Origin of the sequence: Xanthomonas boreopolis, assembly GCF_046529185.1 — a bacterium.
Classification (GTDB): domain Bacteria; phylum Pseudomonadota; class Gammaproteobacteria; order Xanthomonadales; family Xanthomonadaceae; genus Pseudomonas_S; species Pseudomonas_S boreopolis.
On the sequence record NZ_CP097162.1, the window covers coordinates 2,768,531 to 2,785,511 of the forward strand.

The 16,981-nt window shown below is 65.0% G+C and carries 21 protein-coding genes and 1 other RNA gene; 15 read left to right on the forward strand and 7 right to left on the reverse strand.

Features of this window, described 5'->3' with window-relative positions; genetic code table 11:
* Nucleotides 1-21 precede the first annotated feature (21 nt).
* The 3 genes from ssrA to M3M27_RS12385 all read left to right on the forward strand — a co-directional run bounded on the left by ssrA (nt 22) and on the right by M3M27_RS12385 (nt 1,503).
* Nucleotides 22-374, forward strand: a transfer-messenger RNA (tmRNA) gene (gene ssrA, locus M3M27_RS12375).
* Nucleotides 375-724: 350 nt separating this feature from the next.
* Nucleotides 725-1,003, forward strand: coding sequence for a DUF1778 domain-containing protein (locus tag M3M27_RS12380; protein ID WP_029577227.1), 279 nt, complete (start codon nt 725-727; stop codon nt 1,001-1,003).
* On the forward strand, nt 1,000-1,503 hold the full coding sequence (locus M3M27_RS12385; protein WP_029577226.1) for a GNAT family N-acetyltransferase: 504 nt from the start codon (nt 1,000-1,002) through the stop codon (nt 1,501-1,503). The genes M3M27_RS12380 and M3M27_RS12385 overlap by 4 nt, the downstream gene beginning before the upstream one ends.
* Nucleotides 1,504-1,518: 15 nt before the next feature.
* Here the strand turns inward: M3M27_RS12385 and M3M27_RS12390 are convergent, their stop codons facing one another.
* The 7 genes from M3M27_RS12390 to M3M27_RS12420 all read right to left on the reverse strand — a co-directional run bounded on the left by M3M27_RS12390 (nt 1,519) and on the right by M3M27_RS12420 (nt 6,567).
* Nucleotides 1,519-1,950, reverse strand: coding sequence for a hypothetical protein (locus M3M27_RS12390; protein ID WP_434025817.1), 432 nt, complete (start codon nt 1,948-1,950; stop codon nt 1,519-1,521).
* Nucleotides 1,947-3,302 (reverse strand): recombinase family protein, encoded by a 1,356-nt coding sequence (locus tag M3M27_RS12395; protein ID WP_029577224.1) that lies wholly within the window; start codon nt 3,300-3,302, stop codon nt 1,947-1,949. The genes M3M27_RS12390 and M3M27_RS12395 overlap by 4 nt, the downstream gene beginning before the upstream one ends.
* Nucleotides 3,299-3,799: a DUF2924 domain-containing protein gene (locus M3M27_RS12400; protein ID WP_434025818.1), complete on the reverse strand. Its 501-nt coding sequence runs from the start codon at nt 3,797-3,799 to the stop codon at nt 3,299-3,301. Before M3M27_RS12400 ends, M3M27_RS12395 begins: the two co-directional genes overlap by 4 nt.
* Nucleotides 3,796-4,014: a hypothetical protein gene (locus M3M27_RS12405; protein ID WP_434025819.1), complete on the reverse strand. Its 219-nt coding sequence runs from the start codon at nt 4,012-4,014 to the stop codon at nt 3,796-3,798. Before M3M27_RS12405 ends, M3M27_RS12400 begins: the two co-directional genes overlap by 4 nt.
* A gap of 125 nt (nt 4,015-4,139) precedes the next feature.
* Nucleotides 4,140-5,354 carry a hypothetical protein gene (locus M3M27_RS12410; RefSeq protein WP_434025820.1) on the reverse strand — a complete coding sequence of 405 codons (1,215 nt, stop codon included), beginning with the start codon at nt 5,352-5,354 and terminating at the stop codon, nt 4,140-4,142.
* A gap of 17 nt (nt 5,355-5,371) precedes the next feature.
* Nucleotides 5,372-6,262 carry an ImmA/IrrE family metallo-endopeptidase gene (locus M3M27_RS12415; RefSeq protein ID WP_434025821.1) on the reverse strand — a complete coding sequence of 297 codons (891 nt, stop codon included), beginning with the start codon at nt 6,260-6,262 and terminating at the stop codon, nt 5,372-5,374.
* Between the two features lie 17 nt (nt 6,263-6,279).
* Complete coding sequence (locus tag M3M27_RS12420) at nt 6,280-6,567, reverse strand: helix-turn-helix domain-containing protein (RefSeq protein WP_434025822.1); 288 nt, start codon at nt 6,565-6,567, stop codon at nt 6,280-6,282.
* A gap of 220 nt (nt 6,568-6,787) precedes the next feature.
* Between M3M27_RS12420 and M3M27_RS12425 the strand changes: the two genes are divergently transcribed.
* The 12 genes from M3M27_RS12425 to M3M27_RS12480 all read left to right on the forward strand — a co-directional run bounded on the left by M3M27_RS12425 (nt 6,788) and on the right by M3M27_RS12480 (nt 16,879).
* Nucleotides 6,788-8,011 (forward strand): hypothetical protein, encoded by a 1,224-nt coding sequence (locus tag M3M27_RS12425; protein WP_434025823.1) that lies wholly within the window; start codon nt 6,788-6,790, stop codon nt 8,009-8,011.
* An 8-nt stretch (nt 8,012-8,019) separates the two neighbouring features.
* Nucleotides 8,020-8,976 carry a hypothetical protein gene (locus M3M27_RS12430; RefSeq protein ID WP_029577222.1) on the forward strand — a complete coding sequence of 319 codons (957 nt, stop codon included), beginning with the start codon at nt 8,020-8,022 and terminating at the stop codon, nt 8,974-8,976.
* The gene (locus M3M27_RS12435) at nt 8,976-9,266 is read left to right on the forward strand and encodes a DUF2188 domain-containing protein (RefSeq protein WP_230586935.1); all 291 of its coding nucleotides are present in this window, start codon (nt 8,976-8,978) and stop codon (nt 9,264-9,266) included. Before M3M27_RS12430 ends, M3M27_RS12435 begins: the two co-directional genes overlap by 1 nt.
* Nucleotides 9,267-9,454: 188 nt before the next feature.
* On the forward strand, nt 9,455-9,667 hold the full coding sequence (locus tag M3M27_RS12440; protein WP_029577220.1) for a helix-turn-helix transcriptional regulator: 213 nt from the start codon (nt 9,455-9,457) through the stop codon (nt 9,665-9,667).
* Complete coding sequence (locus M3M27_RS12445; protein ID WP_029577219.1) at nt 9,664-10,134, forward strand: hypothetical protein; 471 nt, start codon at nt 9,664-9,666, stop codon at nt 10,132-10,134. The genes M3M27_RS12440 and M3M27_RS12445 overlap by 4 nt, the downstream gene beginning before the upstream one ends.
* A gap of 5 nt (nt 10,135-10,139) precedes the next feature.
* Nucleotides 10,140-10,421 carry a hypothetical protein gene (locus M3M27_RS12450; protein ID WP_029577218.1) on the forward strand — a complete coding sequence of 94 codons (282 nt, stop codon included), beginning with the start codon at nt 10,140-10,142 and terminating at the stop codon, nt 10,419-10,421.
* Nucleotides 10,418-11,275 (forward strand): ATP-binding protein, encoded by an 858-nt coding sequence (locus tag M3M27_RS12455; protein WP_029577217.1) that lies wholly within the window; start codon nt 10,418-10,420, stop codon nt 11,273-11,275. Before M3M27_RS12450 ends, M3M27_RS12455 begins: the two co-directional genes overlap by 4 nt.
* An 11-nt stretch (nt 11,276-11,286) precedes the next feature.
* Nucleotides 11,287-11,883, forward strand: coding sequence for a hypothetical protein (locus M3M27_RS12460; protein WP_029577216.1), 597 nt, complete (start codon nt 11,287-11,289; stop codon nt 11,881-11,883).
* Between the two features lie 14 nt (nt 11,884-11,897).
* Entirely contained in the window at nt 11,898-13,574 is a 1,677-nt protein-coding gene (locus M3M27_RS12465; protein ID WP_029577215.1) for a DEAD/DEAH box helicase, read from the forward strand.
* Nucleotides 13,571-13,927, forward strand: a complete 357-nt coding sequence (locus M3M27_RS12470; protein ID WP_029577214.1) for a DUF6511 domain-containing protein — start codon at nt 13,571-13,573, stop codon at nt 13,925-13,927. Before M3M27_RS12465 ends, M3M27_RS12470 begins: the two co-directional genes overlap by 4 nt.
* Nucleotides 13,928-13,937: 10 nt before the next feature.
* Nucleotides 13,938-14,693, forward strand: a complete 756-nt coding sequence (locus M3M27_RS12475) for a PD-(D/E)XK nuclease family protein (protein ID WP_029577213.1) — start codon at nt 13,938-13,940, stop codon at nt 14,691-14,693.
* A complete protein-coding gene (locus M3M27_RS12480) occupies nt 14,693-16,879 on the forward strand; it encodes an AAA family ATPase (protein WP_029577212.1) in 2,187 nt (728 codons plus the stop codon). The genes M3M27_RS12475 and M3M27_RS12480 overlap by 1 nt, the downstream gene beginning before the upstream one ends.
* Nucleotides 16,880-16,981: the final 102 nt, after the last annotated feature.

A 16,981-nucleotide genomic window follows, 5' to 3' on the forward strand; every position in this document is an offset into this window, starting at 1 on the left:
CAGCGCTTTATGTTTCTCCCCGGGGGTGCACTGGTTTCGACGGGAGTCGCGAAGTCGCTTGGCGCATGCCGAGGGGGCAGCTTTCCTCGTAAATCCAGCGGCAAAAATCTAGTTGCCAACGACGACAACTACGCTCTGGCCGCTTAAGGCCTAAGCCCCGAAACTGCTTGTGTCCGTGCTCGCAGCGTAGGGTCACTATCACGGAACCGCCGGTGGTGGCTGCCCGTCAGCTACCGGTTAAACAAAGCGGGCTGGTTCTCGGGTGCGCTTTGCCGATCGTGCTGCCCGGGGACGAGACTTAACGAGCGGATAAGCATGTAGGGCCGAGGATGGAGTGCTTTCGGACGGCGGTTCGATTCCGCCCACCTCCACCAATACCCAAACCCCAACTGTTCTCAGTTGGGGTTTTTTTCTTGCCCGATCGCGCCGGTTCCCGCGTGTTCGCGGGGCTTCCTGCGAAAGCCTGCGGACTTCGGCGTCCGGCCCCTGGCCCCGTCCAAGGCCACCTTCCTCTCTCTCCCGGCCGTTTTTCTCTCCGGCCTCGCTCCCCCATACACGCCCGAAGTCCGCAAACGCCGCGAACAAGGCCATTATAAATCAATGCGTTACGCGCGGACGAATCAAGCGGTTGGATTGCAGCATTGGGTGGCAGAGGAAACACCTTGTCAGGACAATGTCCGGACGCCTACAATAGAAGCATCCAAGATCAATCCGGAGGGGCACCATGAGCACCCTAAATCTTTCCAAGACCGAACGCATTGACGTTCGTGCCAGCACGCCGGTCAAGCAGCTGCTGCAGGAAGCCGCGCGCGCCTGCCACAAGAACGTCAGCGAGTTCCTGCTCGACGCGGGCGTGACGGCGGCCGCGCAGACGCTGGCGGATCGTCGCCAGTTCGTGCTGGACGACACACAGTGGCAGGCCTTCCAGGAGGCGCTGGACCGCCCGGTGCAAAGCAAGCCGCGCCTGAAGAAGTTGCTGCGTGAACCTGGGGTGCTGGATTGAGCAATGACTACTCACCCGTTCGCAAGCTGGCTGCAACGGATCAGGTCGATGCGTTCGACTGCGGCCAGGCCGCGCTGAACCAGTTCCTGCAGCGCTACGCGCTGATCAACCAAAAGGCCAATAGCGCGCAGACCTATGTCTGCTGCCAGGGTGATGTGGTGGTCGGCTTCTACAGCCTCGCGGTCGGCAGTGTCGATCCGGAAGCCGCGCCGTCGCGAGTGATGAAGGGGCTGGCGCGTCACCCGGTGCCGGTCATGATCCTGGCTCGGCTCGCCGTGGACAAGGCGCATCAGTGTAAAGGTCTGGGCCAGGCCTTGCTCAAAGACGCCCTGCTGCGCACCGCACAGGCTGCCGACATCGCCGGGATTCGCTGCCTGTTGGTCCATGCCAAGGACGACGCGGCGCGGCAGTGGTACGAATCCTGGGAATTCGAGCCCAGCCCGACCGATCCGTACCATCTGTTCCTGATGCTCAAGGATCTCAAAAGCATGTTGAGCTGAGGCGGAGTTTCCGCCTCAGAGTCCGACTCTCTCCCGCTGCTCATCCCACAGCGCCGGTGGATCAACCGCCAGGTCGAACAACGTGATGTGGCTCGGCAGCGTATCGTCCAGGATCGCGGCTACGATGTCCGGCGCCAGCGTGGTCAGGTTGACCATCCGGCTCACGTAGCTGTTGTCGATCCCCTCCCGCGCGGCGATCTCCTTCAAGGACTTCGCTTCTCCCGACTCCAGCATGGCCAGCCAGCGGTGCCCCCTGGCCAGCGCCAACTGGAGCGGCGTCGGTGTCATATCCCACGGCCGCACGGGAGCGGTTTCGCCGTTCGGCAAGGTGACCAGCTTGCGCCCGCCGCGGCGTTTGATCCGGATCGGCACCGACAGGGTCAGCCTGCCGTCGCTGGTCTGGAGAATATCCGGCTCGCCGGTCTTCTGAATGCGGATGTCGCTCATGCCAACGCCTCCTCCGTCTGCTTGACGGGCTCAGGACGCAGCTCCAGCACCAGACGCTCGATGCCGTTGGCGCGCAGCCGCACCTCGAGATCGTTGGGCGACACGATGACTTTCTCAACCAGCAGCCGGACGATCCGGCTCTGCTCGGCCGGGAACAGCTGATCCCAGATCGCGTCGAGCCGGGTCATGGCCACCGTGACCTGCGCTTCATCCAAGGTCGGGTCGAGCTTGATCGCCTGCGGCAATACCGCGCCCAGGAGATCAGGCGCGCGCAGGATCGCGCGCAACTGGTCGAGCACCGCCGATTCCAGTTCGGCGGCCGGCAAGCGCGGCAACCCGGACGCTCCCGCATATTCCTTGCAGTCTCGTTGCGGGACGTAATAGCGATAGCGGCGCCCGTTCTTTTTCGTGGTGTGCCAGGGCGACAGCGCCCGACCATCGTTGCCGAACACGATGCCCTTGAGCAGATAGGGCACGGTCGCCCGCGTGGTATTGCCGCGGACCCGGCCGTTGGTGGCCAGGATGGCGTGAGCCTGATCCCACAGCTCCCGGTCGATGATCGGCGGATGCTCGGCCGGGTACCACTGCTCCTTGTGGCGCAGTTCGCCGAGGTAGGTGCGGTTGTTGAGCAGCTTGTACACCAGGCTCTTGTCGATCGGCTTGCCTTCCCTGACCTTGCCGTCCTGCGTGGTCCAGGACTTCGACGTCACGCCATCCAGTCTCAACTCCTTGACGAGCATCGTGCTGGAGCCGAGCTCGACGAAACGGCGGAAGATGTGGCGGACCAGCTTGGCCTCGCTTTCGTTTGGGACCAGCCGGCGGTTCTCGACGTCGTAGCCAAGTGGCGGCACGCCGCCCATCCACATGCCCTTGCGCTTGCTGGCGGCGATCTTGTCGCGAATGCGCTCGCCGGTCACCTCCCGCTCGAACTGGGCGAAGGACAGGAGGATGTTCAACATCAGCCGTCCCATCGACGTGGTGGTGTTGAACTGCTGTGTGACCGAGACGAAGGACACCCCGTACCGCTCGAACACTTCGACCATCTTGGAGAAGTCCGCCAGACTGCGTGTCAGGCGGTCGATCTTGTAGATGACAACCACATCGATCTTGCCGGCCTCGATATCCGCCAACATCCGTTTGAGCGCCGGCCGGTCCATGTTGCCGCCCGAGAACGCGGGATCGTCGTAATCGTCGGCAACTGGAATCCAGCCCTCGGCGCGCTGGCTGGCGATGTAGGCATGGCCCGCGTCGCGCTGCGCATCGATGGAGTTGTATTCCTGGTCCAGGCCTTCGTCCGTGGACTTGCGCGTGTAGACCGCGCAGCGCATGCGACGCTTCAAGACTTCGCTCATCGCCGGCCTCCCTTCCTGGTGCCAGGCTTGGGATTGGCCGACGGCTTGAGTCCGAAGAACAGCGGACCGGACCACCGTGTGCCCGTGATCTCGCGGGCGATCATCGAAAGGCTGGCGAAGGTGCGCCCCTGGAATTCGTACTGACCATCGGCGGTAGCGACAACCCTGTACTCGACGCCCTTGTATTCCCGGGTCAGCACCGTGCCGGCCGCCGGCCGATAATCGCGGTCGTGCTTCCTGACCTTGCCGGTTTCCACCAGATCGGCGATCCGCCGCTTGTTGCGATCCAGCAGGCCGACATTGGCCTTGCGAAATTCTGCTTCCTGCAGCCGGTACGCGATGCGTCGCTCAAGGAACTGGCGGTTGTGCGTGGGCGCGTCCTCACCGACCAGCTTTTTCCAGAGCGCCCTGATCTCGGCCATCGGCAGCTCGGGCAACCGGGCGATTTGCGCCGCCACCGATGGCGGCGGTGAAAATGTCTCTTTCGACGTGCTCATTCTGACTCCGTAGTTGTCTTGTTGACGGGGTCTGAATGAACGCGCTGGTTGCCGGAGAAGCCAAGCTCAAACTCGCTCTCTGCGGCTATGTTTGCGGACTGTGCAGCACAGTCGTTGCGCAAGCGCACCAGCCCGTTTGCCAGCAGGGATGCAATCTCGCGCCGACGCTGCTCCGGCGTCATCCGGTCGGGTGGTAGATGGTTGAATCGATGCATCGGTAGCGGTCCTGTCTGTCCAACTCGCATGCAGCGAAATTGTCCGGACGGACTGCCGCCGACACCATGAGGGAGTTTCGGAGGCGTGCGGACTGATGCGGGCTGTGGCGAAAAGCCGGTCCCTGTCAGTTCGATAGATGACGGGCGAGGATCGTCTTCACCAGCGAATCTCCCGGCTGAGCGCTGGCGCTCATTTCCCGGATCTGCTCGTTGACGCGCTGGGCAGGGACGCCTGCGCCTGCCGCCGCCCGCGTGACGGCCGAATAAGCATCGAGCACATCAGCCCCGGTGATGTCGTAGCCATGTCCGAGGGAGATCCAGTGCAACGCGGCCAGGCCGGCGGCGAGCGCGAAGTCAGGCTGCTTCACGGCAAAATCGCGGGCGGCGCGGGTCAAGGTGCGCGGATCGGTCGGGCTGCGTGTCGCCAGTTCAGCAGCCAGGGCGAACAGCCCCGCGTCCTTGGCGGCGGCAAACCATTTGCCCTCGGCGCCGGGCGTGCTGGCAATCAGGTCGCGCAGGATCGCTTCCGGCTGCTTGTTGGGATACTTCTTGGCAATGGCACGAAACGTCGCCAGGTTCGTTGTGCCCTGATTCGCCTCCAAGGCGTAACGCCGGTAGGCCTCGTCGGTCAATCCGGAGGACAACAGGAGGGCCTCGCAGGCTTGCGCAATTTGCCAGCCCGGGTCATTGAGACCACGTGATTCCTCGGCGTAGCGGATCGCCTCCGCCTTCTTGCCCATCGCCGACAGTGCCTTCACACCCCAGCGCCGATCGTGCCACCACTTGAATGGGGCCTTGTCGATCAGCGCCAGTAGTTCCTGGTGGCGGCCTGCGGCGTACAAGGATGCCAGGCAGGCGCTGGTGCCCTTGAAAAATCCGTGACCAGACGCCTTCGGACTCCACACGCTTTCAACGACAGGCAGGAACTCGTCGGCCCAGTGCGATGCCAGCTCCGGGGTCACGCACAGCTCGCCCCAGTAGTCGCCCAGCAGTTCGATGTAGGGCATTTCGTCGTCTTGCAGCGCCTGCCACAAACGCTCCAGCCAGCGTTGCCGCAGCTGTGGCTCGACATCCGCTTTGACGATGATGGGCACCAGGGTGTCGATGGCCTTGTTGACGGCCGAACCCAGGGCGCCCGATGAACTGTCGACCTGTTCCAGGGCCGGCGAGAGCTTTTCCAGCAAGGTGATGGCACCCTCAGCCGCGAGCACAGGCTCCTTGCGGGCGACCTGCTTGATCTCCGCGATGGCTTCCTTGATCCGCTGCACCGGCGTGTCGGATCGCCAGCCGAACGCATGACGGCGGAAACGGGAGGCGAATTGCCACTTGTGGGCGCTCATGATCGATCCGCCGTGAGCTACCGCACCGGATACTGGCCGTTGCGGATGAAGCGATCGTAGGTGTCTTCCTCCGGCTCTTCGTCGTCATGATGTGCCCCCTGCCACTCCGCTTCCGGCAGCAGTAGCAGTGTCAGCGTGTAGTCGTACTGGCCCGCGACGCGGGTCATTTCGGTGATCGGCATGCTGGCAGGTTCACGGGCAAACCAGGACTGCGCACGCCCCGTCCGGCTGTCGGCCATGTCAAAGGCGCTGTAGCTGTGCGCCAGAGCATCGTGCGGTAGTTCGATGGTGTTCCTACGGGTCGCGAAGTAGGCGCCGGACCTGAGGGCCGCCTTGTTCGACTTGGCCCACAGCATGTGGTCGTCGCGGCTGGCGATCAGCACCGCTCGCTTGGGCGCGATCTCGGTCCAGCGCAGAGCTGCCGCAGTCAACGAGACGCCGTAGCGGTCGGCGCAGTGACCCAGCAGATCGAAGTTGACCGGCTGCCCGTCGACCTGGCGCCGAAAGTCGTCCAGCGGCATCAGCAGGGTGGACGCGAAAAGATCCGCCTCGGCCTCGATGTCCCGCTCGTCGTTGTCACCGGTCTCGATGTCGTCGTCGCCGCACTCGAAACGATCCTGCTGATGGCGGTGCAGGATGTAGTGACCGAACTCGTGCGCGATCGTGAAGCGCTTGCGGCCTTCCGATGGAGTGGCGCTGTTGTAGAGGATCAGCCACTTCGACCGCGTCTTGTTGGCCGCCAGAAGGCCGTCGAAGCCGTCCAGATCCTCCCCCCGGATCTTGTCGATCGGCGAGTCGGCGAAACACTGGCGCGAGTACTCCAGGGCGAGCTCATCGACCTTGACCGGAAACCGATCCGCGCCCAGAACCGTGTTGAGCATGGCCGAGATGCGGTTGGCCTCGGCCATGGGCTTTTTCGCCTCTGTCATTCATCTTCCCACGCGTCGAGAATCTTGCGGATCTTCTTCTTGTCCGGCTCGGACATGCTCTTGTATTTTCGGAAGAAGGCCTCGTCGAGCACCTCCTCGTCCGGCGTGGTCACGGACTCGGTCAACAGGAACTCCGTGGTGACGTCCAGCGCGGCCGCGATCTTTCCGATCTTCTCGGCCGATGGCTTCGGATCGTCCTTGTTCTCCAGCTCCCAGATGTAGCTCTTGCTGGAGTCGGTCAGTTCGGCCAGCTGCTCGAGGCTGAGCCGCTTCTGCTTCCGCAAGGCGCGGATCTTGTCCCCCAAGGGCGATGGCACTGGACTCTCCTAAACGTTCTGCGTCAGTCCGAAGATGTTACCACCAGACCGAACGTTTTCGTACCTGCTTGACAAACCCCGCATTACTCCGAGACAATCCGAATCGTTCGGCACACCGAACGCCAGCGTCCTTGTTGGGACGTGACGGCATGCCGGGCACCTTCCGTCTGTATAGGAGATGCATGGCATGACCGCGTTCAACCCTCGCCACCTCGCCCGCCAGGTTCCCGCCTCCACTTGGCAGGCCTATCTGTCCTCCCGCTCCATCGCCATCCCCGAATCTTTCGACTGGAGCGCCGAGGAAAAGGCATTTTCCGATGCCCTGATCACCCTCTTGGAGGAACTCGAACCGGATCAACAGGCCCTGCTGCACGCCGAGCTGCGCCATGTCCACGCCCTCGCGACCCAGAAAGGCATCGATGCGATCCTCAACGCCAGCGACAACGACGCGGCTATTCGGGAGGACTTCGGAAAACTGCGCAACCACGCCGAACGGGCCTTGTGGGTGCTGGTGAACTGGCCGACCACCTTCATGACGGCGGAGGCGCTGCTCCAATTCGATCTCGGCGTCGGCAAGCGTTCGTGGAAACGGCAAGCCATCAAGGTGACCGAGCCGGTGTCCCGAGAGGCTGCCGATATCGAGGGGTTGCAGGCCGCATTGTCCGAGGTGCTCTCCAAGCGTAAAGGGCCGCGGCGCGCCTGCCACGTGGACGTCTGCGACCGTCACCTGGACGGCGGTGTGCAGATCAGCGTCTACGTGGAGGACGATCCTAACGATCTGGTGGAGTTCGTCGAGGAGGGCATGCGCCGCCGGACGACCCGCCCGGCGACCAATCTCGCGCTGGTCTACTTTCCCGCATCCGGCATTGTCGACACCGTCGGCCGGGGCGGCGCCAAGGTTCACCAACCGCTGGTGACTCTCTTCGCTCGCCACCTGCTGAAGCAGGAGGTCAAGCCCGAGGCGGTGAAGCAGCCGATGTTCTATCTCAACCGGCTGCGGCACGGCTTGGGCCTTCCGGAGGACAGCGACATCAACCTCGCCGCCCATGGCATCGATCGCATCCGCCTTCGCCGAGCCCGACTCAGGAGCACCAAGGCGCCCGTCTGCGACTTCTGGGTGGGCGTACCTGCGGACCACTCCGAACCCTGCGCACTCACTGCATCGAGCGCCCACTTGAAGAATCACGACCTGTTCCGCGGTCCGTTCAATATCGTCGAGGCCCTTATCAGCATCTACTTCGCCCCTGCCGAGGTGGGCAAGCGCGGCCGCGTACTGAACATCGACCTCAAGCAATCTGGCATCTCCAACCTCCAGGACATGGGAGAGGAGGATGCCAAGCTCGCCGAGAGCCTCCTGCGTGCGTGGCGCGTTTCCGAACCGACCGAGGTCGAACTGGCCCTGGTCGCGTAGGAGACGCCGTGCAAGCACGCAACGACATCGCCTTCGGCCTGCTCTGCGGGCTCGTCGAGGAATCCGATGGAAACCTTCATCCGGATGCCGCCCGGTATTCCGGACAGATGGATGCCTATCGGCATCTCCTCGACCTCGGTGCCCTCGGGGCGAGTGATGGTGTCGGATCAAGCATCCTCTGTCCCTGGTGCGGAATGGGCGATTTGGAGGGGATTCGCTTCGAGCAAGGACGCCGCCAGGGGTACTGCACGGACTGCGGCTGGGTTGATCTGGCCAGTGATCAAGTGACATGGCTCAGGGTGGACACCACGCGCATCGTCCGGTGGCTCGCCTCCGCCCTGGGCCTTGCGGGACGCTATCAACACGAAGAGCTGGTTCCGACAGCGCTGTGGCGCCTGGGCGAGATCGAACATCGACGAAAGCGGCGCACTGTCTTCTTCGGCCGGAAGCTAGACGATCCGGTCCTGATGCCCTCCATAGACCATCGATTGCGCACTGCCTGCGCACCCGGCTGCGGCGTCCTGCTCACCACCACGGCTGACGTCGCTCAAACCATCCACGCTTCTGGCCATCTCATCGTTCCGCTGCGTGCCGTGGCGCATCTCCGCAAGGCCGGCTTCGTCATCGAAAATCTCGACGCATACCTCGACGGCTCCGTCGGTATCGGCGAACCGGATTCGGAAACCTCCCTGCGGCTCATGCACTCCGGTCGCATCGCACTGATCGACGGTGGGCGGCACGCGCTGTCACCCCAAGTCTGCGGTTTTCTTTCCGTGCTTCAGCGGGCTGCCGGCGATCCCGTCCACAAACGCACCATCGCCGACGCCCTGGAGATCGATGTCGACAAGTGCAAGGGCGCGGACATCTTCAAGCGGCACAAGGCGGTCTACCGCACCTTCGTCGCCCACGACACCGACGGCCACTATTGGCTCAAACCCGAATTCGTCAACGACCAAAGGAGGTGATGCACCCAACGAAGCGCAATCCTTTCATCCGGCAGTGCAACTTCGATCTCGATGAGGTGAATGACATGAGTGGTAAGAACCAGTGGGTCGTCCGCAACGGCGACAAGTGGGGTGTCCGGGGGGAAGGCAACGACCGCCTGACCTCCGTACACGATACGCAACAAGAAGCCTTCGAGCGCGCACGCGACATCGCGCGCAACCAGGGCAGCGAGGTGTTCATCCAAGGCACGGATGGAAAGATTCGCGAGCGCAACACCTACGGCAAGGACCCGTTCCCGCCCCGCGGCTGACCGCCCCGCATTTCCATCCCCCAACAAGGCCCGGAGCCAAAAACTCCGGGCCTTTTTCTTTCTGGCTCAACGAAGGGCCGATTTGCACGATCTGCCCGCCAATCCTGCCCGCTTTGCCCGCCGGTTTGCCCACCCCCTGAAAACCAGAATGACCTCACGTTTCCGCAACAACCCGTAAGGAGCGAACCGTGAGTATCAAACACCTCAACCAACGCCAACTGGCCGACCGTTGGGGCGTCAGCGAAGCCACCTTGGAACGCTGGCGCTCCGAAGGGATCGGGCCGGTCTTTCTGAAGATCCAAGGCCGCGTGCTCTACCGCGTCGAGGACGTCGAGTCCTACGAAGCGGAGTGCCTGCGCAAGAGCACCTCCGAGCGCGCCAGCGCGGGAGGTGTCGCATGAGCCGCCTCACGCCCGATCAGGTCCTCGCCACGCCCGCCGGCGATCTCGCCGCGCTGCAAAGCGAGGCGCTGTTTCAGCTGAAGAACGATGCCGCCGATCTGCTCTCGGTGGCCCGCGCCATCGTCGAGCACATCGACCGAGCGCTCGACCTGAAGTACGCCGACCGCGCCCATGCCCTGCGCCTGGCCGCCGGCAAGGACACCGGCGTCGTGCATTTCGATGACGGCCATGTGCGCATCACCGCCGACCTGCCCAAGCGGATCGAGTGGGATCAGCAGCGGCTTGCCGAGGTCGTCCGCCGCATCGCCAACGGCGGCGAGGACCCGACCGAGTACGTCGAGATCAGCTATCGCGTCTCGGAAACCAAGTTCAACGCCTGGCCGGAGTCGCTGAAGAGCGCCTTCGCGCCCGCCCGCACGCTCAAGACCGGCAAGCCCGGCTTCCGCCTCGCCCTGATGAAGGAGTGACCGCCATGTTCAAGAACCGCACTTTGCTCGAGAAGCTGAAGAACAAGCATCCCTACCTGCTGGACGAGTTGCCGGCCACGGTCCGCGTGGATGGCGTCGAGGTGCCGCTCGAAAGCGCCACCCTGGATCAGATCGCCTTTGCCGTGATCGCCCTCGAAAACGAGCTCCGACCGATCAGCCGCCGCATGAATGCCCTGCGCGAACTCTACGACCTCGCCCGCAAGCGCGGCGCACTCGGCGCGTACCGCATCGAGCAGGCCTTTTCCGACACGGAGGGCCGCGCATGAACCTCCCCATCATCTCCGCCGACCAGCGCCTGGCCGAGAAGCGCGGCGTCAAGGGCGTGCTGGTCGGCAAGAGCGGCATCGGCAAGACCTCGCAGCTCTGGACGCTGACGCCCGAGGCCACCTTGTTCTTCGACCTCGAGGCGGGCGATCTCGCCGTCGAAGGTTGGGCCGGCGACACGATCCGGCCGCGCACCTGGCAGGAATGCCGCGACTTCGCAGTGTTCATCGGCGGCCCGAACCCGGCGCTGCGCGACGAGCAACCGTTCAGCCAGGCGCACTTCGACGCCGTCTGCGCCCGCGTCGGCGATCCGTCCGTGCTCGACAAGTACGAGACCGTGTTCGTCGACTCGATCACCGTCGCCGGGCGTCTGTGCTTGCAGTGGTGCAAGGGCCAGCCGCAGGCCTTCTCCGAGAAGACCGGCAAGCCGGACACGCGCGGGGCCTACGGCCTGATGGGCCAGGAGATGATCGCCTGGCTCACCCACCTGCAGCACACCCGGGGCAAGAACGTCTGGTTCGTCGGCATCCTCGACGAGCGGCTCGACGACTTCAATCGCCGCGTCTTCCAGCTGCAGATCGACGGTTCCAAGACCGGGCTGGAACTGCCCGGCATCGTCGACGAAGTGGTGACGCTCGCCGAGCTCAAGGCGGACGACGGCACCGCCTATCGCGCCTTCGTCTGCCACACGCTCAACCCCTGGGGCTACCCCGCCAAGGACCGCTCCGGGCGCCTCGACCAGATCGAGGAACCGCACCTCGGCCGGCTGATGACCAAGATCGCCGGGCCTGCCCGCCCCGCTCTCGAACGCCTCGATTTCGCGCGCCCCGCGCCTTCCGAATCCGCGCAGCAATAAGGAACTACGCCATGACTTACTTCGATTTCAACGACGCCAACGAGCAGTCCTCGTTCGACCTGATCCCGAAAGGCACGCTGGTGCGCGTGCGCATGACCATCCGTCCCGGCGGCTTCGACGATGCGAGCCAGGGTTGGACCGGCGGCTACGCGACCCGCAACGAGAACACCGGCTCGGTGTACCTCAATTGCGAGTTCGTCGTAATGGAGGGCGAGTACGCCCGCCGAAAAATGTGGTCGCTGATCGGCCTCCACAGCCCCAAGGGCCCCGAGTGGGCGAACATGGGCCGCGCCTTCGTCAAGGCGATCCTGAACTCCGCGCGCGGCGTCCACCCGGGCGATGCCAGCCCCCAGGCCCAGAACGCGCGGCGCATCGCCGGCTTCGCCGACCTCGACGGTATCGAGTTCCTCGGCAAGGTCGACTGGGAGAAGGATCAGCACGGTCAGGACAAGGCCGTCATCAAGCAGGCGATCCAGCCCGATCACAAGGACTACGCCGCGCGGATGGGTAGCGCGCCTGCCACCTCCCCGGCATCCACCACGGCGAACTCCTACGCCCAGGCCACCGGTCGCGCCCCAGTCTCGGGCCGCCCGAGCTGGGCGCAGTAAGGGGGACTGCCGTCATGATGCTTCGTCCCCGTCAAGCCTTGCTGGTGGAGCGCTCACTCGCGGCGCTGTACCAGCACGGCAACACCCTGGCCATCGGTCCCACCGGCTCGGGCAAGACCATAATGCTGTCGGCGGTAGCCGGCAGCGTGCTGGACGAGCCCGACGCAAAGGCCTGCATCCTCGCCCACCGCGACGAACTCACCGGTCAGAACCGGGAGAAGTTCGGCCGCGTCAATCCCGGCCTCGCCACCTCGGTGTTCGACGCCAAGGAGAAGTCCTGGGCCGGGCGCGCCACTTTCGCGATGGTGCAGACGCTCTCGCGCGACGCTCATCTCGACGCGATGCCCACGCTCGATCTGCTGGTGGTCGACGAGGCGCATCACGCCGCCTCGCCCTCCTACCGGCGCGTGATCGACCGCGTGCTGTCGCGCAACCCCCGGGCGCAGATCTTCGGTGCCACCGCCACACCCGCACGCAGCGACGGCAAGGGGCTGCGCGAGGTCTTCAGCAACGTCGCCGACCAGATCACCCTGGGCGAGCTCATCGCCTCCGGCCATCTGGTGCCGCCGCGCACCTTCGTCATCGACGTCGGCGCGCAGTCGGCCCTCGCGCAGGTGCGGCGCACCGCCACCGACTTCGACATGACCGAGGTGGAGGCGATCCTCAACAAGACGCCGATCACTGATGCGGTGGTCCGCCACTGGCGCGAGAAGGCAGGTGAGCGCAAGACCATCGTGTTCTGCTCGACCGTGGCGCACGCGCAGTGTGTAGCCGAGGCGTTCGTCGTCGCCGGCATCCGCGCCGTGCTGATCCACGGCGAGCTGTCGGATGCCGAGCGTGCAACCCGCCTGGCCGAGTACGAAACCGGCGACGCCCAGGTCGTGGTCAACGTGGCGGTGCTGACCGAAGGCTACGACTACACGCCCACCTCCTGCGTGGTGCTGCTGCGCCCGAGCTCGCACAAGTCGACGCTGACCCAGATGATCGGTCGTGGGCTGCGCACCGTCGATCCGGCCGAGCATCCCGGCGTGGTCAAGACCGACTGCATCGTGCTCGACTTCGGCACGGCGACGCTCATGCACGGCTCGCTGGAGCAGGAGGCCAACCTCGACGGCCATCAGCGCCAGGGCGAGGCGCCGACCAAGGACTGCCCCTCCTGCGAAGCATTGGTCCCGCTCGGCTGCCGCGAGTGCCCCCTGTGCGGCTTCGAATGGACCCGCGAAGAAACGGAGCAGGCAGAGGCGCTGGACGACTTCGTCATGACGGAGATCGATCTGCTCAAGCGCTCCAACTTTCGCTGGTGCGATCTCTTCGGCTGCGACGACGCCTTGATGGCCACCGGCTTTGGTGCCTGGGGCGGCATCTTTTTCCTCAACGGCCGCTGGCACGCGGTCGGCGGCGGCAAGGATCTGCAGCCCCGTCTGCTGGCGGTCGGCGATCGCACCGTCTGCATGGCCAAGGCGGACGACTGGCTCAACGACAACGAGTCCCTCGACACCGCCCACAAGACCCGCCGCTGGCTCAACGAGCCACCCTCCGAGAAGCAGCTGCGCTACTTGCCGCCTGCCCTGCGGGCCGACTTCGGACTCACGCGCTATCAGGCCTCGGCACTGCTCGCCTTCCAGTTCAACAAGTCGTCGATCCAGCGCCTCGTGCTGGCGGCCAACGACGAACACCGGAGGGCGGCGTGATATGCGCGATCTGCGGACGAGAGGGACGCGGCTTCTGCTGGCTTTCGCCGAGGAACGGCCCGCGTGCGCCGGACGGAAAGCCCCTGTTCAAGCGCTTCTGCTCGATGCGCTGCCAGGACATTCATCTGCAACGACTGAAGGTGGGAGGCGGCGTCGTGATCGATCCCACCCATAACGAGAAGGCCGCGATGGCGGCCGTCCTGCCCCACCTCGGCGAGTACGTCGCGTCGATTGGCATGGACCGGCCGCTGTCGGCCTACAAGCGCGAGGAGGTTCTGCAACTGGTCGACGTGGTGCTCACCGCCTACTTCGACAACCTGCGGGAGCTCACGCCCGACGATGTGCCGTTTTGAGGAGGCGGTGATGCTCGATTACAACCACCGCCCCAGGTTCCACGAGCGCGTCAACGCTGTCATCGACGAAGCGCTGGCGCGCGAACGGGCAGCACAGGTATCCCGCAGTTACCTTGGCGCTTCGCGCCTCGGCGTCGCCTGCGAACGCGCCCTGCAGTACGAGTACGCCCAGACGCCGGTCGATCCCGGGCGCGAGCTGCCCGGCCGGGTGCTGCGCGTGTTCGAGGTCGGCCATGTCCTGGAGGATCTCGCGATCCGCTGGCTGCGGCTGGCCGGCTTCGAGCTCTACACGCGCAGGGCTGACGGCGAGCAGTTCGGGTTCTCGGTGGCCGGCGGACGCATCCAGGGGCACGTCGACGGGATTCTCGCCGCCGGCCCTGCCGACATCGAGCTTGCTTATCCCGCGCTGTGGGAGTGCAAGACGATGAACGACAAGTCCTGGCGCGAGACCGTCAAGCAAGGTGTGGCGCGCGCCAAACCGATCTATGCCGCGCAGATCGCCGTCTACCAGGCCTACATGGAAGGCGCCGTGCCGGGCATCGCGAGCAATACCGCGCTGTTCACCGCCATCAACAAGGACAGCGAGGAGATCTGGTTCGAGCTCGTACCGTTCGACGGCGGGCTCGCGCAGCGCATGTCGGACCGGGCCGTGCATGTCATAACCGCCACCGAGGCGGGCGAGCTGCTGCCCCGGCACGCCACCACGCCCACCCACTTCGAGTGCAAGTCGTGCCCTTGGCAGGACCGGTGTTGGGGGTCGGCTTGATGGCAGACGTCATTTGGCTCGACTACAACGACGCGCCCGAACAGCAGGGAACGGCACTCCCCGATACCGACACGCTCCGCCGAGGCCTGCTCGATCGCCTGGAGGCCGTGCTGCTCTACCTGTTCCCCCAGGGCCGCACCCGGGGAAGCAAGTTCTATGTCGGCGACATCGACGGCAATCGCGGCAAGAGCCTGGTGGTGGAGCTCGACGGTGAACGGCGTGGGCTGTGGAAGGATTTCGCCACCGACGAAGGCGGCGACGTCATCGATCTGTGGGCGCGTTCCCGTGGACTCTCCGCCCGGCATGACTTTCCCCGGATCGCGGAGGAAATCCGTCAATGCCTCGGGATCGTGCCGTCTGCTCGTCATCCAGAGGCCCGATCCAACATTCGCAGCGCGCCTGTCGACGAACTCGGCCCCTACACCGCCAAGTGGGACTACCTCGCGGCGGACGGTCGTCTCATCGCCTGCGTCTATCGCTACGACCCGCCCACCGGCAAGGAGTACCGCCCCTGGGACGTGCGCGCCCGCATGTGGCGCGCCCCCGATCCGCGTCCGCTCTACAACCTACCGGCGGTCGCCAAGGCGCGCGAGGTGGTGCTGGTCGAGGGTGAGAAGGCCGCCTCGGCGCTGATCGACGCCGGCATCACGGCGACCACGGCGATGAACGGTGCGCGGGCGCCGGTCGACAAGACCGACTGGTCGCCGCTGGCCGGCAAGCACGTGATCATCTGGCCGGATCGCGACGCCCCCGGCTGGGACTACGCGGAGAACGCTGCCCGCTCCTGCGTGACGGCGGGCGCGACGTCAGTCGTCATTCTCGTTCCGCCGACCGACAAACCCGACAAATGGGATGCGGCCGATGCCGTGGCCGAAGGGTTCAACTGCGCCGCCTTCATTCGTGAGGGCGAGCGCAGGCTCGTCAAGGCTGCGGCGCGGGCACTGCCGACCTTCACCCTGGGCGCGCTGCTCGACGACGACTCCCCGTTGCCGCCCGATCTCATCGCACCGCGCGTGCTCACACCCGGCGGACTGCTGGTGTTCGGCGGCGCACCCAAGGTCGGCAAGAGTGACTTTCTGCTCGCGTGGCTCACGCACATGGCGGCGGGCGCCACCTTCCTCGCCATGAAGCCGCCGCGTGCGCTGCGGGTGTTCTACCTGCAAGCCGAGGTGCAGTACCACTACCTGCGCGAGCGCGTGAAGGAGATCCGCCTCCCGCCCAGTCGCATCGGTGCGGCGCGCGTCAACTTCGTCGCCACGCCGCAGCTGCGGCTGATCCTGGACGACGCCGGCTTGGCCCAGGTCATCCCCGCGATCAAACAGGCATTCGGCGACGAACTGCCGGACATCATCGCCATCGACCCCATTCGCAACGTCTTCGACGGCGGGGAGTCCGGCGGCGAGAACGACAACGCCGCCATGCTGTTCTTCCTGTCGCAGCGGGTCGAGCGCCTGCGCGACGCGGTGAACCCTGACGCCGGCATCGTGCTGGCCCACCACACCAAGAAGCTCGGCAAGAAGCAGTTCGAGGAAGACCCGTTTCAGGCTCTCGCCGGAGCCGGCAGCCTGCGCGGCTACTACACCACCGGCATGCTGCTGTTTCGGCCGGACGAAACCCGAACCACGCGCCAGCTCTTCTTCGAGCTGCGCAACGGCGCCGCCATCCCCTCGACGCACGTCGACAAGATCCAGGGCGAGTGGCGCGAAGTCCAGGCCAACGCGCGGCTGGTGATGAGGGACTACGGCGAGCGCCTCGACGCCGAACGGCGGCGCAAGCGCGACGCGATCCTGCAGATCCTGTTCGACGAGGCGGCCCAGGGCCGCTGCTACACCGCGAACCAGTTCGCCGAATCCTTCGAGGGCAAGGCCGGGCTGGGTGGCGAGCGCACCATCCGCGAGCGCCTCTCCGCACTCTCGACCCAGGGTTACATCAAGTACTTCCGCAACGCCGCGGACTACGGCCTTCCGCCCGCCCGCACCAAGTTCGGCTACCTCTGCGTCGAGGCCATGGTGCTGCGCTTGGGTCTAGGCGAGCCCGATCAAGACACCGGCGAGGTGTCGCTGCGCGAACTACCGGTGCTGCCCACCCACTTCAAATGCCCGCAATCGGGGGCCGCGCTGCCGGTCGAGAACCCCGAGGTGTGGGTTTACCAAGACGACCTCGACGATACCCAGGAGCCCGCATGAAGACGCACAGCCAAGTTGGCAAAACCGCTGCCAACTTCCCCCCGATTTTCAGAGACGTTGGCAAGTTGGCAAACGCCTGCCAACTTAAATCCCCTGCTGATC